Raw genomic sequence first — 22,025 nt, forward strand, 5'->3', positions numbered from 1 at the left:
GGGTGGTGGGGTAAGAGCCGGGGGGGCGGGTGGGGGCCCGGTTCGCGGCCGGGGGGCGACGTTGTGGGGGGGGCCCACGGGGCGGCCCCCTCCGCGCACACTCACCGGATGACTCCCGGCGTCAGTCCTTGATCTCGCAGATGGTGGCGCCGGAGGTGAGAGAGGCGCCGACCTCGGCGGACAGGCCCTTGATGGTGCCCGACCGGTGGGCGTTGAGGGGCTGTTCCATCTTCATCGCTTCGAGGACGACCACGAGGTCGCCCTCCTTGACTTCCTGGCCCTCCTCGACGGCCACCTTCACGATGGTGCCCTGCATCGGGGAGGCGAGGGTGTCGCCGGAGGCGACGGGCCCGGACTTACGGGCCGCCCGCCGCTTCGGCTTGGCCCCGGCCGCCAGTCCCGTACGGGCCAGGGACATGCCCAGGGACGCCGGGAGGGACACCTCCAGGCGCTTGCCGCCGACCTCCACGACCACGGTCTCGCGGCCGGTGTCCTCGTCGCCCTCCACGTCCGCGGGGGCGCTGAACGGCTTGATCTCGTTGACGAACTCGGTCTCGATCCAGCGGGTGTGGACCGTGAAGGGCTCCTCGGAGCCGGTCAGCTCGGGGGCGAAGGCGGGATCGGTGACGACCGCGCGGTGGAAGGGGATCGCCGTGGCCATGCCCTCGACCTGGAACTCGGCGAGCGCGCGGGCGGCCCGCTGGAGCGCCTGGGCGCGGGTGGCGCCGGTGACGACCAGCTTGGCGAGCAGGGAGTCCCAGGCGGGGCCGATGACGCTGCCGGACTCCACGCCCGCGTCCAGGCGGACGCCGGGGCCGGTGGGGGCGTCGAAGCGGGTGACCGTGCCCGGTGCGGGCAGGAAGCCGCGGCCGGGGTCCTCGCCGTTGATGCGGAACTCGAAGGAATGGCCGCGCAGCGCCGGGTCGTCGTAGCCGAGGGCCTCGCCGTCGGCGATCCGGAACATCTCCCGGACCAGGTCGATCCCGGCGACCTCCTCGGTCACCGGGTGCTCGACCTGGAGGCGGGTGTTGACCTCCAGGAAGGAGATGGTGCCGTCGGTGCCGACGAGGAACTCGACGGTGCCCGCGCCGACGTAACCGGCCTCCTTCAGGATCGCCTTGGACGCCGCGTACAGCTCGGCGACCTGGGCGTCGGACAGGAACGGCGCCGGGGCTTCCTCGACCAGCTTCTGATGACGGCGCTGGAGGGAGCAGTCACGGGTGGAGACCACCACGACATTGCCGTGGGTGTCGGCCAGGCACTGGGTCTCGACGTGCCGGGGCTTGTCCAGGTAGCGCTCGACGAAGCACTCACCGCGCCCGAAGGCGGCGACGGCCTCGCGGACGGCCGAGTCGTACAGCTCGGGGACCTCTTCGAGGGTGCGGGCGACCTTGAGGCCGCGTCCGCCGCCGCCGAAGGCGGCCTTGATGGCGATGGGCAGGCCGTGCTCCCGGGCGAACGCGACGACCTCGTCCGCGCCGCTCACCGGGTCCGGTGTGCCGGCGACCAGGGGCGCCCCGGCCCGCTGGGCGATATGCCGGGCGGCGACCTTGTCACCGAGGTCGCGGATGGCCTGGGGCGGCGGGCCGATCCAGGTGAGACCGGCGTCGAGGACGGCCTGGGCGAACTCCGCGTTCTCGGACAGGAAGCCGTAGCCCGGGTGGATGGCGTCGGCGCCGGATTCGCGGGCGGCGGCCAGGACCTTGTCGATGTCGAGGTAGCTGGTGGCTGGGGTGTCACCACCCAGGGCGAACGCCTCGTCGGCGGCGCGGACATGGAGCGCGTCCCGGTCCGGGTCCGCGTAGACGGCCACGCTCGCGATCCCTGCGTCCCGGCAGGCCCGGGCCACGCGGACAGCGATTTCGCCACGATTGGCGATGAGCACCTTGCGCACGATTGAGGCTCCCTCCTTGAAACAAGCCGAGTTTAGGGACAGCCGACACGACACTTCGACCCGTCCCCAATGGTGAGCTTGCCCACACGGAGCGTGATACGAGGCTCGCTCCACCCGCGAAAGCCCTTGTCGCACCGTGGTACGCAGGGACCCTCCGTAAAACCCTAGCCCCCCTCTGTGGTCAAGGTCTCTGTCATCACGTGCTGCGGGCCACTCGGTTTCTTTGTGGAATCCCTACTAATGGCCCAATGATTCTTTGCCCTCTGTAGAAGCCTTGTCCCTCGGTTTACCCGTAGGTGGTCTCCGCGCCCCCGAATCGAACGCCGGGGGCGGTGTACGACGTACGGGGGGCGGCGTGGCGGTGTCCCGGTCAGCTCTCCGGCGGTGCCCACAGCTCCGTGATCCCGACGCCCAGTTCGGCCAGCAGCCGGCGGACCAGGGGCAGGCTGATGCCGATCACATTGCCGTGGTCGCCGTCGATGCCGTCGATGAAGGGCGCCGAGCGGCCGTCGAGCGTGAACGCCCCGGCGACATGGAGGGGCTCGCCGGAGGCCACGTACGCCGCGATCTCGTCGTCCGTGGGCTCGCCGAAGCGGACCACCGTGGAGGCGGTGCCGGAGGCGTACCGGCCGCTGACGGTGTCGTAGACGCAGTGGCCGGTCTGGAGCGTGCCGGCCCGGCCGCGCATCGCCTTCCAGCGGGCGGTGGCCTCCTCGGCGTCGGCGGGCTTGCCGAGCGCCTCGCCGTCCAGGTCCAGCACCGAGTCGCAGCCGATCACCAGCGCGCCCTTGGCGTCCGGGCGGGCGGCCACCACGGACGCCTTGGCCTCGGCGAGGGCGAGCGCCAGTTCGGCGGGGGTGGGGGCGGTGACGGCGTCCTCGTCGACGCCGCTGACGATCACCTGCGGCGCGAAACCGGCTTGCCGCAGCAGGCCGAGCCGGGCGGGGGACTGGGAGGCGAGGATCAGGCGGCGGCGGGGGTGGTCGGTCATGCGGTCAGATTACGTCGTCCGCCCGCGGGTCTCCGCGTTCAGCCGAGGCCGATCACGATCATCGCCAGGACCATGGCGAGGGCGATGAGAAGGCTGAGCCGCCGGAGCATCTCCTGGGTTTCGCGGAGTTCCTTCGGCGGCTTGTTCTCGGGATCGGACCACAGCATGCCACTAGCGTGGGGCTGGGCGGGACAGGGCGCCTGAGTATGCGTACTCAAATGGTGCGGGTCTGTTTGTGTGGCTCGCCCGAGGGGGTGGGGGGTGCGGTGGTTCGGCGGGTGCGGGTGTGTCGTGGTTGCTCGCACAGTTCCCCGCGCCCCCGAAAGAGCAGGCCCGATGTCGTTCGCGCCTCTTGAGGGGTGGGGGTCAGGTCGGCCAGTAGGTGCGGGGCCAGGAGGTGGGGCCCGGGTGGGGGACCTGGCGGGTGGCTACCCGGGAGGGGTCGGACCAGGTGTCCCGGGGGGCCGGGAGACGGGGTTGCTGGGACTGGGCCGCTATCGCCCTCGCTCTGACCACCGCCAGGGCGGCGGCCAGTTCCTCCGGGGTGGGGTTGCCCCGTATGACCTTGATCGACATCATGGCGGGCTCCTGGGGCTAGAGGGGGATGTTGCCGTGCTTCTTCGGAGGCAGGGATTCCCGCTTGGTGCGCAGCTGACGCAGACCGCGGACGATATGGGCCCGGGTGTCGGACGGCATGATGACCGCGTCGATGTAGCCGCGCTCGGCCGCGATGTACGGGTTGAGGAGGGCGTCCTCGTACTCCCGCATCAGCCGGGCACGGGCCCCCTCCGGGTCCGCCGCCTCGGCGATCGTGCGGCGGTGCAGGATGTTGACCGCGCCCTGGGCGCCCATCACGGCGATCTGGGCGGTCGGCCAGGCGAGGTTCAGGTCCGCGCCCAGGTGCTTGGAGCCCATGACGTCGTAGGCGCCGCCGAACGCCTTGCGGGTGATCACCGTGATCAGCGGGACCGTCGCCTCGGCGTAGGCGTAGATCAGCTTGGCGCCGCGCCGGATGATGCCGTCGTGCTCCTGGTCGACGCCGGGCAGGAAGCCGGGCACGTCCACGAAGGTGATCACGGGTACGTTGAAGGCGTCGCAGGTGCGGACGAAACGTGCCGCCTTCTCACTCGCCGCGATGTCCAGACAGCCCGCGTACTGCATCGGCTGGTTGGCGACGATGCCCACCGGGCGGCCCTCGACCCGGCCGAAACCGGTGAGGATGTTCGGCGCGAACAGCGCCTGCGTCTCGAAGAACTCGGCGTCGTCCAGGACATGCTCGATGACCGTGTGCATGTCGTACGGCTGGTTCGCGCTGTCCGGCACGATCGTGTCCAGCTCGCGGTCCTCGTCGGTGCGGACGAGGTCCGCCTCCTCCGGGAACGCGGGCGGCTCGCTGAGGTTGTTGGACGGCAGGTACGACAGCAGCTGCTTGACGTACTCGATGGCGTCCTTCTCGTCGCCCGCCATGTGGTGGGCGACGCCGGAGGCGGTGTTGTGGGTGCGGGCGCCGCCCAGCTCCTCGAAGCCGACGTCCTCTCCGGTGACGGTCTTGATGACGTCCGGGCCGGTGATGAACATGTGCGAGGTCTGGTCGACCATCACGGTGAAGTCGGTGATCGCGGGCGAGTACACCGCACCGCCCGCGCACGGGCCCACCACCAGGCTGATCTGCGGGATCACCCCGGAGGCGTGCGTGTTGCGGCGGAAGATCTCGCCGTACGCGCCGAGCGAGGCCACGCCCTCCTGGATCCGGGCGCCACCGGAGTCGTTGATGCCGATGACCGGGCAGCCGGTCTTCAGCGCGAAGTCCATCACCTTGACGATCTTCTGGCCGTAGACCTCGCCGAGGGCGCCGCCGAAGACGGTGAAGTCCTGGGAGAAGACGGCCACCGGCCGCCCGTCGACCGTGCCGTAGCCGGTCACCACACCGTCCCCGTACGGGCGGTTGCTCTCCAGGCCGAAATTGGTCGAACGGTGGCGGGCGAACTCGTCCAGCTCGATGAACGAGTCCTCGTCCAGCAGCAGCCCGATCCGCTCACGGGCCGTCAGTTTTCCCTTGGCGTGCTGCTTCTCGACCGCGCGCTCCGAACCGGCGTGCGTCGCCTCCTGGACGCGGCGCTGGAGATCCGCGAGTTTCCCCGCGGTGGTGTGCGTGTCGATCGCTTGCGGCTCTTCCGGCTCGGACATCGGGATGCGGCTCCCTGCCTGCTCAAAAGGGGGGACGGTTACTCATCCGTAGAGTAGTGCGGGGCCTTCCGATCGGCAGTGCGGCGTTTCCCACACCCGGAGTGCCTTGCGGATCACACCGGGTGCCGTGCGCCTTCTCGCCACCGAGGGTGGGCCCCCGCGCACCGAGGGTGCCTCCCCTTGCCGCGCAGGGCGCGCGTCCCGGCGCCCCCGTCCCCGCGCCCGGGACCGGGCCTAGGGTGGCTGATATGACACCCCGAGACGCCTCCGAACCGCCCGCCGGCCGCTGGTCCGACCTGGACCGGCCGCCCCTCGACGCCACCGCCCTGCGCCGGGCCCTGCTGCGCGAGGGCGGGCTCTGGTCGGAGCTGGAGGTGGTGCAGCGCACCGGGTCCACCAACTCCGACCTGGTCGCCCGCTGGGCGGGCGGCAGCGCGCGGGGCGGCACCGTCCTGGTCGCCGAGGAGCAGACCGCCGCTCGGGGCCGCCTCGACCGGCGGTGGAGCGCCCCGCCCCGCTCGGGCCTGTTCTTCTCGGTCCTGCTGGAGCCCGCCGTCCCGGTCGCCCGCTGGGGCTGGCTCCCGCTGCTGACCGGGGTCGCGGTGGCGACCGGCCTGGCCCGCACGGCCGGTGTCGACACGGCACTCAAGTGGCCCAACGACCTGCTGCTCACGGTCGGCGGCGCGGAGCGCAAGGCCGGCGGCATCCTGCTGGAACGCGCCGGGGAGAGTGCCGTCGTCATCGGCGTCGGCATCAACGTCACCCTGCGGGAGACCGAGCTTCCCGTCCCCACCGCCGGTTCCCTGGCCCTGGCCGGGGCGGTCACCACCGACCGGGACCCGCTGCTCAGGGCCGTGCTGCGGGCCCTCGCGGACTGGTACGGCCGCTGGAGCGCCGCCGACGGCGACCCGCTCGCCAGCGGCCTCCAGGAGACCTACGCGGCGGGCTGCGCCACGCTGGGCCGCGAGGTACGGGCCGAACTGCCCGGGGACCGCTCGATCACCGGCGAGGCGATCGCCATCGACGGTGACGGCAGGCTGGTGATCGCCACGGCGGACGGGGTGCGGGAACCGGTCGGGGCGGGGGACATCGTGCATCTGCGGGCGGTGTGAGGGGAGCGGCGGTCGCGGGAGGCGTGACGGCCGGGGCGGGTGTGGTGGCTGCCGGGCGCGTGGTCGCCGCGACGTGGTGTGACCCTTGTGATGGTATGAACGGGCATTTTCCGCGACGGTCCGGACAGAGAGGTCGACGCCGACGTCCGGTGTCAAAGCGGGACCGGCACCATGGCGGCACGTCCCAGCACATCTCTCAACGGAGTGACCTGGCCCACAGCTACCGTAAAGTTGAGGCCGGTCGATCCTGACCGCGGCAGATCGGAAGGGCAGCAGGCGTGACCGTCGACGACACGGGCTCCGGCAGGGGTGACCCAGCGCCCGACGGCACCGACCCGGGCGACGACCCCCTGGCGCTCCGGCTGGAGCAGCTCATCCTGGGCGCCGAGCGGCGCTACACCCCCTTTCAGGCGGCCCGCAGCGCCGGTGTCTCCATGGAACTGGCGTCCCGGTTCTGGCGGGCCATGGGCTTCGCCGACATAGGCCAGGCCAAGGCGCTGACCGAGGCCGACGTCCTCGCGCTGCGCCGCCTCGCCGGTCTGGTGGAAGCGGGCCTGCTCAGCGAGGCGATGGCGGTGCAGGTGGCCCGGTCCACCGGGCAGACCAGCGCCCGGCTGGCCGAATGGCAGATCGACTCCTTCCTGGAGGGGCTGACCGAGCCGCCCGAGCCCGGCATGACCCGCACCGAGGTCACGTACCCGCTGATCGAGCTGCTGCTGCCGGAGCTGGAGGAGTTCCTGGTCTACGTCTGGCGGCGCCAGCTCGCCGCGGCGACGGGCCGGGTGGTGCAGGCGGCGGACGACCAGGAGATGGTCGACCGCAGGCTCGCCGTGGGCTTCGCCGACCTGGTCGGCTTCACCCGCCTCACCCGCCGTCTGGAGGAGGAGGAACTCGGCGAACTCGTAGAGGCGTTCGAGACCACCGCCGCCGACCTGGTGGCCGCGCGCGGCGGCCGGCTCATCAAGACCCTGGGCGACGAGGTGCTGTACGCGGCCGATGACGCGGGCGTGGCCGCCGAGATCGCGCTGCGCCTGATCGAGACCATGTCCGGCGACGCCACCATGCCCGAGCTGCGGGTCGGCATCGCCTTCGGCACGGTGACGACCCGGATGGGCGATGTCTTCGGGACCACCGTGAACCTCGCCTCCCGGCTGACCTCCATAGCTCCCCGTGACGCCGTCCTCGTCGACAGCGCCTTCGCCGAGGAACTGGTCCGCACCGGCGAGGCCCCCGCCTCTGAGGCCGAGGCCGCCGAACGGGCGGTCGCGGCGGAGAAGCAGGGCGAGGAGCCCCCCATGTACCGCTTCGCCCTCCAGCCGATGTGGCAGCGCCCGGTCCGTGGCATGGGCGTCGTGGAACCCTGGCTCCTGACCCGACGGGACGGCACCCGCGCGTAGCCGCGTGCCTCGGCCGCCGGGGATCCCGCCCCGGCGGAGGGCGATGTTCGGGATGCACAGTGCCGGGCCTTCTGGGCGGGTGGTCGTCGGGCGTGGTCGCGGTGGCATTGGTTGTGTGCTGGTGGTCCGGTGGGGAGGGGCCGGATGTCTGAGCCGTCTGGGCAGAGGCCGATGTTCGGGATGCGGAGTCCGGGGTTCTGCCGGACCGGTGGTCGTGGGGCTTGGCCGCGGCGGTGTCGGCTGTGTGTTGCCGGCCCGGTGGGATGTCGGGGCCGGGTGCCTCAGCCGCCGAGGATTCCGCCCAGGCAGAGGCCGATGAGTGGGATGCACAGTCCCGGGTCCTGCTGGGTGGGTGGTTCCGGGGACGGCTGTGGTGGCGGTGTGGTCGTGTGGTTCGGGGGCGAGGTGGTGGTGGGGGGCGTCGGCTGAGGGCGCGGGAGCGTCGGGGGCTGCTTCGTCGCGCCGGGCGACGGTGGGGGGACGGACGCGGTGGCGCCCCTGGTGGTTGCCGGTGGGGTCTCTGCGTCGGCGGGGGGTGCGTCGCTGTCGGTGGCGTCCGGGAGTGGTGTGCCGGCGAGGCCCTCCATGGCGGAGGTTGCCGACCGGCCGGGCTCGGGGGTGGCGCTGCCGGGGAGGGTCGAGGCGGCGTGCGTGGAACGGTCGGCAACGGCCGGGGGGTGCTCGGGCCCGGTGCCCGGCTCCGCCCGGGCCGCCCGTGGTCCGGCGGTCACCGAATCCGTGCCGGGCGGTACGAGGCTCAGCGCGCCGAACGCGAGAGCGAGCCCGGCGACGGCGAGCAGGGCCTTGCGGGGGCGGGGCCTGCGATGCCGTCCGCTGGCCAGCAGGGGCAGGCGGCGGCGGGGCGGGCCGGTGCTGATGCTGGTGCTGGAACCGGCACTCGCGCGCGCACGCGTGTTCGCACTCGGGTGCGCGCGGTCGTCCGTCGTCCTGTGGGTCATGGGTCCCCTCCCCGATGTGTGCCGCGAGACCCCCCGGTCCGCCGTGGCCGTGCGCACGTTATGCGCTCGTGTGGGTGAAGGGGTTGGGGTTGGGCGGGATGTCACTCGAACGGGGTGCCGGAGCGTCGGGCGGGAACCGAACGGGTCTTTTGTCCGTGCGGCCGGGCTGCGATGATCGGGTGACTGTTGTTAACCCACGTTAACCGGGAGGGTGTCATGGGCGGCGAGGAGCGGTTCGGGGAGTTCGTGCTGGTACGGCGGCACGAGGACGGGCGGGTCGCGGAGCTGGTGCTGGACCGGCCCAAGGCCATGAACGCCATCTCGACCGGGATGGCCCGGTCCATCACCGGGGCGTGCGCGGCGCTGGCGGCGGACCGGGACGTACGGGTGGTGGTGCTGACCTCGACCCATGAGCGGGCGTTCTGTGTCGGCGCGGACCTGAAGGAACGGAACTCCTTCAGTGACGCCGAACTGGTGCGGCAGCGGCCGGTGGCGCGCGCGGGATACACCGGGGTGCTGGAACTGCCGATGCCGACGGTGGCGGCGGTGCACGGGTTCGCCCTCGGGGGTGGCTATGAGCTGGCGCTGTCGTGCGACGTGATCGTGGCGGACGGTACGGCGGTGGTGGGGCTGCCGGAGGTGTCGGTCGGGGTGATTCCGGGGGGTGGCGGGACGCAGTTGCTGCCCCGGCGGGTGGGGGCGGCGCGGGCCGCCGAGCTGATCTTCACCGGGCGGCGGGTGGAGGCGGCGGCGGCTCGGGAGCTGGGGCTGGTGGACGTACTCGTGGAGGACGGGCGGGACCGGGAGGAGGCGCTGGGGCTGGCGTCCCGGATCGCCGCGAACTCGCCCGTGGGGTTGCGGGCGGCGAAGCGGGCGCTGCGGGTGGGGCACGGGCTGGATCTGCGGGCGGGGCTGGAGGTGGAGGACGCGGCCTGGCGGTCGGTGGCGTTCTCCGGGGACCGGGCGGAGGGGGTGGCGGCGTTCACGGAGAAGCGGGTGCCGGTGTGGCCGGGGGAGTGAGGGTGCGACGCGTCTGGGCCGGCGTGGGGGCGTGACACTTGCCGCGTTGGTGGGGTGCCTCCCCCAGGGGGGACCCCCGGCCCACCCGTGCCGCCCCGCGGCACGATTGCCCGCAGCTAGGCGGGAACGCCCTCACCCCGCCCCATAACCCTCTGTACACACTCAACCTCCCCATTCCCCCCTTTCCTCCCTAACCTGGACGAATGGCAGAGGACACGCGGCTGGCCGCAGTCGTAGCCCTGGCTCAGGGAATGGCGGCGGCGGGGACGCCAGGGGAGTCATGGCGCGCCGCCGCCCTGGGGGCGTGCCACGCGCTGGACGGAAATTTCGCCGCCCTGTCGACCTGGGAGCGCGAGCGCGGACGCCTCCGGGTCCTGGTCAACGTCGGAGACCTCGCCGTCGACGAGGAGGAGTTCCCGGACGACGAGGCGTACCCGGTGCACCAGTTCCCGGAGATCACCGAGTTCCTGCACGAGCGCTGGGCCGGCGGCGGCGGCCCCAACGCCTGGGTGGAGACGGCCGACGGCCCCTGGGCCGGCCGCCCCGGCTATCTCCATCAGCGCGTCGCCGCGCTCAGGCGCCGCGGCCGGGGCTGCTGCGTCGTCGCGCCGGTCGTGCTGCACGGCCGCGCCTGGGGCGAGCTGTACGTCGCCCGCCCCACCGGCGCCCCGGTGTTCGCGCGGGCGGACGCCGAGTTCGCCACCGTCCTCGCCTCCGTCGTGGCCGCCGGCATCGCCCAGACCGAGCGGCTGGAGGAGGCCCGGCGGCTGGCCTTCACCGACGCCCTCACCGGCCTCGCCAACCGCCGCCTGGTCGACAGCAGGCTGGACGAGGCCGTGGACCGGCACCGCCGGGACGGCGCGGTCGTCAGCCTCGTCGTCTGCGACCTCAACGGGCTCAAGCGCGTCAACGACACCCACGGGCACGCCGTCGGCGACCGCCTGCTGGAACGCTTCGGCACCGTCCTCTCGCTGTGCGGCGCGATGCTCCCCGGCGCCCTCGTCGCGCGCCTCGGCGGGGACGAGTTCTGTCTGCTGGCGGTCGGCCCCCCGGCCGACGACGTGGTGAAGGTCGCCGGAGAGCTGTGCCGCCGGGCCGCCGAACTGGACCTGGGCGAGGGCGTGGCCTGCGGGGTCGCCTCCACGCAGGACGCCATCGGCCCGGTCCGCTCCGCCCGGCGCCTGTTCCGGCTCGCGGACGCCGCCCAGTACCGGGCCAAGGCCGAACGGGCGGCGAAGCCGGTGGTCGCGGGGCGCGCGGGCCCGGACGACCCCGTCGTACGCCTCGCCGACGAGCCCTCGAAACGGCCCACCGCCGAACGCCGCCGCTTCCGGGGCCGGCACGAGCCGCCGCGGTGAGACGGCAGGGCGGCAAAGCGGTAAGGGGTGAACCCGGCCCCCACTGGTGACATCTTCGAATTCACTGCGTACGCTCCTGAATATGGATATGCACACTGTGGTGGTGGGGACGACGGGTACGACCGCGTCCGACGTGCTCGCCGTGGCGCGCGGCGGCGCCCGGATCACGCTCTCCGACGAGGCCGTCGCCGCGCTGCGGGCGGCCCGCGAGATCGTGGACACGCTGGCGGCCAAGCCCGATCCCGTCTACGGGGTCTCCACCGGGTTCGGCGCCCTGGCCACCCGGCACATCGGCCAGGACCTGCGCACCCGGCTACAGCGCAACATCGTCCGCTCGCACGCCGCGGGCATGGGACCGAGGGTGGAGCGGGACGTCGTACGGGCGCTGATGTTCCTGCGGCTCAAGACCCTCTGCTCGGGACACACCGGCGTGCGCCCCGAGGTCGCGCAGGCCATGGCCGACCTGCTCAACGCCGGGATCACCCCGGTCGTCCACGAGTACGGCTCGCTCGGCTGCTCCGGCGACCTCGCCCCGCTCTCGCACTGCGCCCTGGCCCTGATGGGGGAGGGGGACGCCGAGGGCCCGGACGGGACCGTGGCACCGGCCGCCGAACTCCTCGCCGCGCACGCCCTCGCCCCCGTCGAGCTGCGCGAGAAGGAGGGCCTGGCCCTGCTCAACGGCACCGACGGCATGCTCGGCATGCTGCTGATGGCGCTCGCCGACCTCGACCGTCTCTACATCAGCGCCGACATCACCGCCGCCCTGTCCCTGGAGGCGCTGCTCGGCACCGACAAGGTGCTCGCGCCCGAGCTGCACGCGATCCGCCCGCACCCCGGCCAGGGCGCCAGCGCCGCCAACATGCTGGCCGTACTGAAGGGGTCGGGCCTGACCGGGCATCACCAGGACGACGCGCCCCGCGTCCAGGACGCCTACTCGGTGCGCTGCGCCCCGCAGGTCGCCGGCGCCGGACGGGACACGATCGCGCACGCCCGGCTGGTCGCCGACCGCGAGCTGGCCTCCGCCGTCGACAATCCCGTGGTCCTGCCTGGGGGCACCTCCCAGGCTTTCGGCACTGGGGGAGGTCGCGTGGAGTCCAACGGGAACTTCCACGGCGCCCCGGTCGGCTATGTCCTCGACTTCCTCGCCATCGCCGTCGCCGACCTCGCCTCCATCGCCGAGCGCCGCACCGACCGGCTGCTGGACAAGAACCGCAGCCACGGGCTGCCGCCCTTCCTCGCCGACGACCCGGGCGTGGACTCCGGGCTGATGATCGCCCAGTACACGCAGGCCGCGCTGGTCAGCGAGCTGAAGCGGCTGGCCGTACCGGCGTCGGCGGACTCCATCCCGTCCTCCGCGATGCAGGAGGACCATGTCTCCATGGGCTGGTCGGCCGCCCGCAAGCTGCGCACGGCCATCGACAACCTCACCCGCGTCCTCGCCGTCGAGCTGTACGCCGCCACCCGGGCCGTCGAGTTGCGCGCGGGCCTGACGCCCGCTCCGGCGACCCGGGCGGTCCTCGCCGCCGTACGCGCCGCCGGGGTCCAGGGTCCCGGCCCGGACCGTTTCCTCGCCCCCGACCTCGCGGCGGCCGACGCCTTCGTACGGGACGGGCGGTTGGTCGCGGCGGCGGAGACGGTCACCGGACCGCTCCGGTAGGCGGCGCGGGGCCCTGCCGTGGGGGGCAGGGCCACTCGCCGAGATCCGGTTACTGGGCGGTCACTTCAGCTTGGCGATCTGCGCCTCGATCAGGGCGGCCGGGATGTCGGTGGCCTTGCCCGTGCCGATCGACCCGAAGTCGATCGTGTAGAACGTGGCGATCGTGCCGCCCTTGCGCACGACCTCGGTGTTGAAGGCGGCCGTGCCCTGGCCGTCCATGTCGATCTTCATGGTGAACGCCGCCGACTCGTCGCCCTGGCCGGTGCCCTCGTAGGCGCTGACCTCGGTGATCTGCGACGTGTCGCCCTCGCCGGTCATGGCGAAGCCGTCGGCGCACGCCGCCACACCGTCGTTCACGGCCTTCATGGCCTGCTCGGCGCCGTCACCCTCGTAGGAGGACAGGCCCACGAAGGTCATGTCCATCTCCATGAGCATGTCGACGCCCTCTTCGGTGAGCGGTCCGGTCGGGGAGGCGCCGCCCGTGGGGTCCTCGCCCACGAGGTTGTTGGCGCCCGCGTCCGTCTCGCCGGGCGGAAGGGCCGAGGTCGACCACACCAGGGGGTTGCACTCGGCCTTGTCGGCCGACACATCGGCCTTGGAGTCCGGAATGGAGTCGTCGCCCGGATCGACCCGGAAGCCCTTCAGCTCGCCCTCCGCGAGCAGCAGCTTCTCCAGCTCCGTGGCGCTCAGCGCCTTGGCCGGGGCGGCGGCGGAGGAACCGGGGTCCCCGGATCCCGCGGAGCCCGCAGAGCCCTCGGAGTCCGCGGAGCCTTCGTCCGAACAGCCTGTGAGGAGGGCCAGCGACAGTGCGCCCACGGCGGCCGTGGCGCTCAGCCGCGCCCTCGATGATCTCTTCATGAGCGGACTATGAACAATTGGTCAAGGGACCGTCAAATCCGATTGTTTGACGGTCAGACCATTTGGGCGATTCAGGACCCCAGTCGATCCCGCCGCACCGAGTACACGACGAACCCGGCGCCGAGCGTCAGGCACAGCGTGCCGCCGGCGACGTACGGCGTGCTGTCGAAGCTTCCGGTGCTGGCCAGTTCGGGGGCGCCGCCGGACGGGTCGGCGCCGGTGCCGACGGCGGTGTCGGAGGTGATCGTGGCGATCCTGGCCTGGGTGGTCGGGGTCGCCGAGGGCGCGGGGTCTCTCGCTGGATCGTCGCCCGTCGCGTTCGCGGAGGGGACGAACCACAGGGCCCCCAGCAGGGCTCCCGCGGCGGTGGCGGTCAGCAGCGGACGGCGGGCGGATGACACGGAATATCGATCCCCTTGTAGCGCTGGCGAATTGGCCGTGTGGGGCGATGTTAGTGAAAGGTGCGGGTCACGGGAAAGTCACGGGAGCGCCTGGCCTTACGCTCCGACCATGAGCACACCAGAGACATCACGTTTTGTACGGCTTCGGGTGGACCTCGTGCTGGAGGTCGAGGACCCGGGCGCGGTGACCGGCGCCGCGCTGGCCCGGGTCGCGGGCGACCGGGAGCTGCCGGAGGCGGAGCGGGCGCACGCCGAGGCCACTGTGAGCGAGGACACAGCCGAGGCCCTCGCCTATCTCGTGGACCCGTTCGACCTGGTGGGCGAGGTGCCCGGGGTCGAACTGCACCAGGCGTCCTGGAGCAGCGAGCAGATCGACTACGACCCGGACTCCCCGGACTGGGAGGGCGACGAGGACGATGCCGAGTACGGGGTAGGCGAGGACGACTACGAGACGGGCGACGACCGCGAAGAGCGCGGGGACGGTGACCATCCGGACGGGAGCGGCGGCGCGGCGCCGGTCCGGGCGGGTGCTCACGGCTGAAGCGGACCTCACTCGAACCCCGCGGGAAATCCCGCGGAATTCATGGCCCCGGGCGGAACCACCGCCCGGGGTTTCGTCGTCTCAGCGAGCGCACGGGCCGGTCTGCGCCACCCGCGTCCTGCGGACGTGGTGTGCCCCACACATCAGAGGCATGTGGAACGGGACCAACCGGTCGTAGCGTTGGAAGGTCTTGACGGGGACTCTCGGGGTTCTGGGGAATCGGCAACGATGGAGAAGCGTGTGATGACGAACAGCAAGCGGCGCAGGGGCCTCACGGTCGCGTCCGCTCTGCTCGGCGGTGTGCTGGTGCTCTCTGCGTGTTCGGGTGGCGGCGATGACAGTGCCGCCGCCAGTGAGGGGGGCGGGGACAGCTCACAGGCCAAGGTCGACGAGGCGGCGGCACAGAAGACCTCCGAGGCCCAGATCAAGATCACACCCAAGGACGGCTCGGCGAACGCCTCCATCAACAATTCCGCGGCGGTCACGGTCACCAAAGGCACCCTCACCACGGTGACGATGACGACCACCGAGGGTACGGCGGTCGCGGGCGAGATATCCGCCGACAAGACGAGCTGGGCGCCCACCGCCCAGCTGGAGCGCTCCACCTCCTACAAGGTCCAGGTCACCGCCGCGGACTCCGAGGGCCGCGCGGCCCATGAGAACGCCTCCTTCACCACGGTCTCCCCGGACAACAGCTTCATCGGCTCGTTCACGCCGGAGGACGGCTCCACGGTCGGGGTCGGGATGCCGGTCTCGATCAACTTCGACAAGGCGATCACCAACCAGGCCGAGGTCCAGCAGGGCATCACGGTCTCCAGCAGCAGCGGCCAGGAGGTCGTCTGCCACTGGTTCAACGCCAACCGCATGGACTGCCGGCCGGACCAGTACTGGCAGGAGGGCTCCACCGTCACGCTGGATCTGGCGCTCGACGGTGTCGAGGGTGCCGCCGGGGTCTACGGCGTCCAGCAGAAGACGGTGACCTTCACCATCGGCCGCAACCAGGTGACCACCGTCGACGCCCAGACCAAGCAGATGAAGGTCACGCAGGACGGCAAGACGATCAAGACCATCCCGATCTCCGCCGGCGCCCCCGAGACCAAGACCTACGAAGGCCAGATGGTGATCTCCGAGAAGTTCAAGGAGACCCGGATGAACGGCGCGACGGTCGGCTTCACCGACGACGACGGCAAGGGCGAGTACGACATCAAGGACGTCCCGCACGCCATGCGTCTGTCGACCTCCGGCACCTTCATCCACGGCAACTACTGGGGCGACAAGTCGATCTTCGGCAGCGTCAACACCAGCCACGGCTGTGTCGGTCTGTCGGACACCAAGGGCGCCGACGACCCGGGCACGGCCGGCGCCTGGTTCTACGACAACTCGATCATCGGTGACGTCGTGATCGTCCAGAACACCGGGGACACCACCATCGCCCCGGACAACGGCCTGAACGGCTGGAACATGGACTGGACGCAGTGGAAGGAGGGTTCGGCCATCTGACGCCGGACCAGCCCGACACCTCTGCGAATGCCGCTCCCCACCGGGGGGCGGCATTCACGTGTTTGGGCCGCTATGCGACCAGGCTTTGCGTGCGCCGTACGGGCTTCTCATGTTCCTCTTATCCCGGCCTTATTCCGTCATCACGTCCCCTCCCTACCTTTCGGCGCATGTTCTTCACCTATCTGAGGCGCGAGCTGCGCCGCCGCAGGAAGGCGGCCCTTGTCGTCGCCTCCGGACTGGCGCTGGGTATCGCGCTGGTCATCGTGGTCAACTCCGTGTCGTCCGGCATGGGGCAGGCCCAGGACAAGGTGCTCGAATCCCTCTACGGGCTCGGCACCGACATGACGGTCACCAAGGCCGCCGAACCGCCCAGCGAGGACGCCGCCGGTGGTGGTGGCGGCGGTGGTCAGCGTTTCCAGTTCGACGCACAGGAGGACGGCTCCGGCGAGGAGCAGAGCAGTGACCGCGTGATGGTGCAGGGCTTCCAGACCCTGGCCAGCTCGACCGTGGACGAGGTCGGCAAGCAGAAGGGGGTCTCCGACGCGGTCGGCGGCCTCAGCCTTCAGGTCATGAAGGTCAACGGGGAGTTCACCCAGGGCCAGGTCGAGGAGGGCACCGAGCCGGCCGCTCCCGGCGGCGGCGGTGGCGGCGGGGGCGGTGGCGGCGGCCGGGTGCAGGGCGGCGGCGCCGAGTTCGACGTCAACAGCTACTCCGTCTACGGCACCGATGTCGCCCGGCTCGACCTGGGCCCGCTGACCACCTCGAAGATCACCAGCGGCCGTACCTTCGAGGCCACCGAGACCGACGCCAAGGTGGTCGTCGCCGACTCCGCGTACGCCCAGGAGAACGACCTCAAGGTCGGCTCGGACGTCACCATCAAGGGCGTCACGTACGAGGTGGTCGGCGTCGCCACCGCCGACAGCGGGGACTCCACCGCCGACCTCTATGTCCCGCTGAAGCAGGCGCAGACGCTGAGCGACTCCGCGGACAAGGTCACCACGATCTATGTCAAGGCGACCGACTCCCAGCAGATCTCCACGGTGAAGTCCGAGATCCAGAACAACATCGCGGACACCACGGTGACGACCTCCGCGGATCTGGCGGACACGGTGTCCGGGTCGCTGTCCACGGCGGCCGACCTGGCGACCAGTGTCGGCAAGTGGCTGTCCATCGCGGTGCTGATCGCCGCCTTCCTGGTGGCGGGGCTGCTGACCTCGTCCGCGGTGTCGCGCCGGGTCCGTGAGTTCGGCACCCTCAAGGCGCTGGGCTGGAAGTCGGGGCGGGTGACCCGGCAGGTCATCGGCGAGGCCATGGTCAACGGGCTGGTCGGCGGTGTGCTCGGGATCGCGATCGGGCTGGCCGGCGCCTATGTGGTGACCGCGATCAGCCCGACGCTCCAGGCGGAGATGGGCAGCGCCGCCGCCGGCGCGGCCAGTGGGCCGGGCGGTGGCGGCGGCGGTGGCGGCCGGATGATGATGGGCAGTCAGCAGGCCTCCCAGACCCTCGATGTGGCCCTGACGGCCCCGGTGTCCGTGACGACCATCGTCCTCGCCGTGGGCCTCGCGGTGGCCGGCGGCCTGATCGCGGGCGCCTTCGGCGGCTGGCGAGCCTCCCGCCTGCGCCCGGCGGACGCCTTGCGCCGCGTCGAGTAGCCAACGCCTGTCGGTGGCCGGTGGCCGGTGGCCGGTGGCCGGTGGCCGGTTCGACGGGGCCCGGGCGACCGCGCCTTGGCCTCCGGCCGCACCCGGGCACCCGGCACCGGCTTCCGGCCACGTGGCCCCCGCCACCCGCCACCCGCACCACCCCCCTCACCACCCCAGGAGCCACCGCACATGTACGAACTAAGGGCAGTGACCAAGCGCTACAAGCGTGGCAAGGAGTCTGTGGACGCCCTCGCCGGGATCGATCTCACCATTGCCGACGGGGACCGGCTCGTGATCCAGGGACCCACCGGTGGTGGCAAGTCCACCCTGTTGCAGATGCTCGGGGGGCTGGACCGGCCCACCTCCGGGGAGATCGTGCTGGACGGGACCGATCTCGCCCGGCTTCCCGAGGCCCGGCTGACCAAGGTCCGCAGCGAGAGCATCGGGTTCGTCTTCCAGAGCTTCAACCTCATCCCGACGCTCAGCGCCCAGGAGAACGTCGAGACCGCGCTGGTCCCGCTCGGCATCAAGTCCAAGGACCGCGCCGAACGCGCCGCCGAGGCCCTGAAGTCCGTCGGGCTCGGCGAGCGGCTCGGGCATCTCCCCGGCGAGATGTCCGGGGGCCAGCAGCAGCGCGTCGCGATCGCCCGCGCCCTGGTCAAGAACCCCAAGGTGCTGCTGGCCGACGAACCGACCGGCAACCTCGACGAGTCGATGCGCGACGAGATCATGGACGTACTGGAGACCATGTGGAAGGAGCATGGGCTGACCTTCATCATGGTCACCCACGACTCGGCGATCGCCCGTAAGGCCCCGCGGCTCGCCACCATCCGCAAGGGCAAGATCAGCGTCCGGGAGAACAACGGCTCCTGACATACAGGGGCAACACGGGTTCTTCACAGGCGACTTAAAGCAAAGTCGTGACAGAGGCACCTATTGAGGTACGTGATCACCCCCCGGCATACTGCGTCACCCGGGGGGTGTACGCGCACATGTACGAGACCACCCCCGGCCGGGTGAACACCCAAGGGCACCCGGTACCTCAGCTCCAGGGGGAGTTTTGCGCAGACAAATGAAAAGTGCGGGCGCGGCGACCGTCGCCGCAGCCGCAGCCGTGGTTCTCGCGGCGGGCCTGACCAGCCCGGCGTCCGCGAACAACGAAACGGGCGCGGACAGTGCCGGGGCCTCCGGCGCGGCATCCGCACTCGCGGGCAAGCAGCGGATCACGCTGATCACCGGCGACCGGGTGACCGTGGACGCGAAGGGCCGGGTCATCGGCCTGGAACCCGCCAAGGGCCGTGAGCACATACCCGTCCAGATCCGCCAGGCGGACGGACACACCCTCGTGATACCCGCCGACGCGGCCCGGCTGGTCGCCGCCGGCAAGCTCGACCAGCGCCTGTTCGACGTGACCGAGCTGAACACCTCCGCGTCCCGCAAGGCGCAGAAGAACGGCCTGAAGGTCATCGTCGGCTACCAGGGCGCCGCCGCCGCGACCAAGGACGACGTACGCGACGCGGGCACCCTGCGCCGCAGCCTGAAGTCCCTGAACGCGGACGCCGTGCAGACGCCGAAGGACGACACCGCCGAGCTGTGGGCCGCGGTCACCAACGGCGACAGCGCCGCCTCCGGCATCGCCACCGTCTGGCTCGACGGCGTCCGCGAGGTCGCCCTCGACAAGTCCGTCCCGCAGATCGGCGCCCCCAAGGCGTGGACCGAGGGCTACGACGGCACCGGCGTCAAGATCGCCGTCCTGGACACCGGCGTCGACACCACCCACAAGGACCTCAAGGGCCAGGTCGTCGCGTCGAAGAACTTCACCGGTGCCCCCGACGCCACCGACAAGTACGGTCACGGCACGCATGTCGCGTCCATCGCGGCCGGTACCGGCGCCGAGTCCGGCGGTAAGTTCAAGGGCGTCGCGCCCGGCGCGCAGATCCTCAACGGCAAGGTCCTCGACGACAACGGCTTCGGCGACGACTCGGGCATCCTGGCCGGCATGGAGTGGGCGGCCGAGCAGGGCGCCGACGTCGTCAACCTCAGCCTCGGCGGCGGTGACACCCCGGAGATCGACCCGCTGGAGGCGGCGGTCAACAAGCTGTCCGCCGAGAAGAACATCGTGTTCGCCATCGCGGCGGGCAACGAGGGCCCGCAGAGCGTCGGTTCGCCCGGCAGCGCGGACGCCGCCCTCACCGTCGGCGCCGTCGACGACCAGGACAAGCTGGCCGACTTCTCCTCCACCGGCCCGCGCGTCGGTGACGGGGCGATCAAGCCGGACGTCACCGCGCCCGGCGTGGCCATCACCGCCGCGTCCGCAGATGGCAGCCTCATCGCCCAGGAGGTCGGCGAGAACCCGGCCGGCTATGTGACGATCGACGGTACGTCGATGGCGACCCCGCATGTCGCCGGTGCCGCCGCGATCCTCAGGCAGCAGCACCAGGACTGGACGTCCGCTCAGATCAAGGGCGCGCTGACCGGCTCCACCAAGGGCGGCAACTACACGGCCTTCCAGCAGGGCTCGGGCCGTATCCAGGTGGACAAGGCGATCGCGCAGACGGTGATCGCCGACCCGGTCTCGGTCGGCTTCGGCACCCAGCAGTGGCCGCACACCGACGACACCCCGGTCACCAAGCAGGTCACCTACCGCAACCTCGGCGGCCAGGACGTCACGCTCAACCTGTCCGCCACCGCCGTCAACCCCAAGGGCCAGGCGGCCCCCGCCGGGTTCTTCACCCTCGGCGCGAACCAGGTCACCGTCCCCAAGGGCGGCACCGCCTCCGTCGACCTCACCGTCAACACCAGGCTCGGCGGCACGGTCGACGGCGCCTACTCGGCGTTCGTCACCGCGACCGGCGGCGGGCAGAGCGTCCGTACGGCCGCGGCCGTGACGCGCGAGGTGGAGTCGTACGACCTCACCGTCCGCCACCTCGACCGGGCCGGCAAGGCGACGAAGAACTACAACACCAGCCTGTTGGGCCTGACCGGCCTCGGCAAGGGCTCCTACACGTCGGTCTACGACGCCGACGGCACCGCCAAGGTCCGGGTCCCCAAGGGCACCTACGCGCTCGACGCCGCCCTGTACGCCGACCCGGAGGACCTGAGCAAGGGCGCCGACTGGCTGGCCCAGCCCAAGCTGAGCGTCACCAAGAACACCACGGTCACCGTCGACGCCCGCAAGGCCAAGCCGGTCGACATCACCGTCCCCGACGCGGGCGCCACGTCCGAGTTCGCCGCACCGCAGTACACGCTCCAGGTCGGTGACTCCGCGTACGGCTTCGGCTGGTGGCTGAACTCGTACACCAACTTCCGCACCGCGCACCTCGGCCCGCAGATCACCGACGGGTCGCTGTCGCAGCAGTGGGACGGCCACTGGGTCAAGGGCACCGGCACACAGTGGTCCGTCACCGCCGGTTCGGTCGTCAAGCAGGTGGCCACCGGCTACACCAAGCACTACAAGGCCGCCGACCTGGCCACCGTCAAGGTGAGCGCGGGCGCGCCGTCGACCGGCAAGACCGGCACCGTCACCGCCGTCGGCTGGCTGCCCGGCCTGGGCGCCTCCGCGATCTCGGTCCCGCAGAAGCTGCCCGCGGGCCGCACGCTGTATCTGTCCACGCAGGGCGGTGTGCTCTGGGACATCGACTTCGAGCAGTACGGCGCCCCCGACGTGAACGGCTTCCCGGCCCTGGAGGCGGCCTACGGCGTCGCGAGCGAGGAAGCCTTCAAGGGCGGCAAGAGCTACAGCAAGACCGTCAACCGGGCCGTCTTCGGGCCCACCCTGACGAACGGCTTCGGCCTGTACCGGGACGTCAATGAGATCGGCGGCCAGATCCCGCTGTTCGCCGACTCCAAGCGCAACCCGGGTATCTCCCAGCTGACCTCGGCGGCCACCACCCTGTACCGCAACGGCACCAAGGTCGGCTCCCACACCGACCCGCTGCTGGGCGAAGAGGTCTTCAAGGTCCCGGCCGGTGACGCCGAGTACCGGCTGACGACCTCGGTCAAGCGCAGCGTCAAGGTCGCCGCCGCGTCCACCCGGATCGACGCCAGCTGGACCTTCCGGTCCAAGAAGACGTCGGGCGCGGTCACGCTCCCGGCCTCCACGGTCCGCTTCCAGGCGCCGACCGGCGCCGACAGCAAGGTCACGGCGGGCAGCACGCTGTCCGTGCCGGTGGCCGTCGAGGGCGCCGCCAAGGGCAGCAACCTCAAGTCGCTGTCGGTGTACGTCTCGTACGACTACGGGCAGACCTGGAAGAAGCTGACCGTTGCCAACGGCAAGGTCTCCGTGAAGAGCCCCGCCAAGGGCAAGGCGGTCTCCTTCCACGCCAAGATCACCGACAAGCAGAACAACAAGTCGACGATCTCCATCTACAACGCGTACTACGCCAAGTAGAGGCGACCGACCTTCCGCGGGCCCCGGGGTGTTGGGTAGCCGCGGGGGGGGGGGGGGGTTTAAGGGGTGGACGAAAGCCCCCCGGGTGGGGGGCGCGCCCCCCCTGGCGCGCACGGG

General features: G+C 71.5%; 18 protein-coding genes. 10 read left to right on the forward strand and 8 right to left on the reverse strand.

Going from position 1 to position 22,025, the window contains the following annotated elements; genetic code table 11:
• Window positions 1–121: 121 nt before the first annotated feature.
• The 5 genes from ACFXAZ_RS02945 to ACFXAZ_RS02965 all read right to left on the reverse strand — a co-directional run bounded on the left by ACFXAZ_RS02945 (window position 122) and on the right by ACFXAZ_RS02965 (window position 5,072).
• Complete coding sequence (locus ACFXAZ_RS02945) at window positions 122–1,894, reverse strand: acetyl/propionyl/methylcrotonyl-CoA carboxylase subunit alpha (protein ID WP_384584134.1); 1,773 nt, start codon at window positions 1,892–1,894, stop codon at window positions 122–124.
• Window positions 1,895–2,264: 370 nt separating this feature from the next.
• Window positions 2,265–2,885, reverse strand: coding sequence for a Maf family protein (locus ACFXAZ_RS02950; protein WP_384584137.1), 621 nt, complete (start codon window positions 2,883–2,885; stop codon window positions 2,265–2,267).
• A 38-nt stretch (window positions 2,886–2,923) separates the two neighbouring features.
• Window positions 2,924–3,052: a morphogenic membrane protein MmpB gene (gene mmpB, locus ACFXAZ_RS02955; protein WP_384584140.1), complete on the reverse strand. Its 129-nt coding sequence runs from the start codon at window positions 3,050–3,052 to the stop codon at window positions 2,924–2,926.
• A gap of 199 nt (window positions 3,053–3,251) precedes the next feature.
• Window positions 3,252–3,461, reverse strand: coding sequence for an acyl-CoA carboxylase subunit epsilon (locus tag ACFXAZ_RS02960; protein WP_382680631.1), 210 nt, complete (start codon window positions 3,459–3,461; stop codon window positions 3,252–3,254).
• An 18-nt stretch (window positions 3,462–3,479) separates the two neighbouring features.
• Window positions 3,480–5,072 carry an acyl-CoA carboxylase subunit beta gene (locus tag ACFXAZ_RS02965; RefSeq protein ID WP_384584144.1) on the reverse strand — a complete coding sequence of 531 codons (1,593 nt, stop codon included), beginning with the start codon at window positions 5,070–5,072 and terminating at the stop codon, window positions 3,480–3,482.
• Window positions 5,073–5,320: 248 nt separating this feature from the next.
• On the opposite strand from ACFXAZ_RS02965, the gene ACFXAZ_RS02970 reads away from it, so the two are divergent.
• Window positions 5,321–6,184 (forward strand): biotin--[acetyl-CoA-carboxylase] ligase, encoded by an 864-nt coding sequence (locus ACFXAZ_RS02970; protein WP_384584147.1) that lies wholly within the window; start codon window positions 5,321–5,323, stop codon window positions 6,182–6,184.
• Between the two features lie 278 nt (window positions 6,185–6,462).
• Window positions 6,463–7,581, forward strand: coding sequence for an adenylate/guanylate cyclase domain-containing protein (locus ACFXAZ_RS02975; protein ID WP_384584149.1), 1,119 nt, complete (start codon window positions 6,463–6,465; stop codon window positions 7,579–7,581).
• 281 nt (window positions 7,582–7,862) lie between these two features.
• Here the strand turns inward: ACFXAZ_RS02975 and ACFXAZ_RS02980 are convergent, their stop codons facing one another.
• Window positions 7,863–8,540 carry a hypothetical protein gene (locus tag ACFXAZ_RS02980; protein WP_384584152.1) on the reverse strand — a complete coding sequence of 226 codons (678 nt, stop codon included), beginning with the start codon at window positions 8,538–8,540 and terminating at the stop codon, window positions 7,863–7,865.
• Between the two features lie 216 nt (window positions 8,541–8,756).
• Here ACFXAZ_RS02980 and ACFXAZ_RS02985 point away from each other — a divergent pair, with 216 nt between their 5' ends.
• From ACFXAZ_RS02985 to hutH, 3 genes are all read left to right on the forward strand, one after another.
• A complete protein-coding gene (locus ACFXAZ_RS02985; protein WP_384584154.1) occupies window positions 8,757–9,560 on the forward strand; it encodes an enoyl-CoA hydratase/isomerase family protein in 804 nt (267 codons plus the stop codon).
• A gap of 203 nt (window positions 9,561–9,763) precedes the next feature.
• Complete coding sequence (locus ACFXAZ_RS02990) at window positions 9,764–10,918, forward strand: diguanylate cyclase domain-containing protein (protein ID WP_384584157.1); 1,155 nt, start codon at window positions 9,764–9,766, stop codon at window positions 10,916–10,918.
• A gap of 88 nt (window positions 10,919–11,006) precedes the next feature.
• The gene (gene hutH / locus ACFXAZ_RS02995) at window positions 11,007–12,575 is read left to right on the forward strand and encodes a histidine ammonia-lyase (RefSeq protein ID WP_384584522.1); all 1,569 of its coding nucleotides are present in this window, start codon (window positions 11,007–11,009) and stop codon (window positions 12,573–12,575) included.
• Window positions 12,576–12,635: 60 nt separating this feature from the next.
• Here hutH and ACFXAZ_RS03000 read toward each other — a convergent pair whose 3' ends face one another.
• Both ACFXAZ_RS03000 and ACFXAZ_RS03005 read right to left on the reverse strand, forming a co-directional pair.
• Window positions 12,636–13,433: a hypothetical protein gene (locus ACFXAZ_RS03000; protein ID WP_384584160.1), complete on the reverse strand. Its 798-nt coding sequence runs from the start codon at window positions 13,431–13,433 to the stop codon at window positions 12,636–12,638.
• A gap of 71 nt (window positions 13,434–13,504) precedes the next feature.
• Window positions 13,505–13,834 (reverse strand): hypothetical protein, encoded by a 330-nt coding sequence (locus tag ACFXAZ_RS03005; protein ID WP_384584163.1) that lies wholly within the window; start codon window positions 13,832–13,834, stop codon window positions 13,505–13,507.
• A gap of 109 nt (window positions 13,835–13,943) precedes the next feature.
• Between ACFXAZ_RS03005 and ACFXAZ_RS03010 the strand changes: the two genes are divergently transcribed.
• The 5 genes from ACFXAZ_RS03010 to ACFXAZ_RS03030 all read left to right on the forward strand — a co-directional run bounded on the left by ACFXAZ_RS03010 (window position 13,944) and on the right by ACFXAZ_RS03030 (window position 21,908).
• Window positions 13,944–14,375: a hypothetical protein gene (locus ACFXAZ_RS03010; RefSeq protein WP_384584166.1), complete on the forward strand. Its 432-nt coding sequence runs from the start codon at window positions 13,944–13,946 to the stop codon at window positions 14,373–14,375.
• Window positions 14,376–14,618: 243 nt separating this feature from the next.
• A complete protein-coding gene (locus tag ACFXAZ_RS03015; protein WP_384584169.1) occupies window positions 14,619–15,875 on the forward strand; it encodes an Ig-like domain-containing protein in 1,257 nt (418 codons plus the stop codon).
• Between the two features lie 167 nt (window positions 15,876–16,042).
• On the forward strand, window positions 16,043–17,527 hold the full coding sequence (locus ACFXAZ_RS03020; RefSeq protein WP_384584172.1) for an ABC transporter permease: 1,485 nt from the start codon (window positions 16,043–16,045) through the stop codon (window positions 17,525–17,527).
• A gap of 180 nt (window positions 17,528–17,707) precedes the next feature.
• Window positions 17,708–18,391 (forward strand): ABC transporter ATP-binding protein, encoded by a 684-nt coding sequence (locus tag ACFXAZ_RS03025; protein ID WP_384584175.1) that lies wholly within the window; start codon window positions 17,708–17,710, stop codon window positions 18,389–18,391.
• A gap of 199 nt (window positions 18,392–18,590) precedes the next feature.
• Window positions 18,591–21,908 (forward strand): S8 family serine peptidase, encoded by a 3,318-nt coding sequence (locus tag ACFXAZ_RS03030; protein WP_384584178.1) that lies wholly within the window; start codon window positions 18,591–18,593, stop codon window positions 21,906–21,908.
• The last annotated feature ends 117 nt before the right edge of the window (window positions 21,909–22,025 follow it).

This window comes from Streptomyces sp. NPDC059477 (genome assembly GCF_042749375.1).
GTDB lineage: Bacteria > Actinomycetota > Actinomycetes > Streptomycetales > Streptomycetaceae > Streptomyces.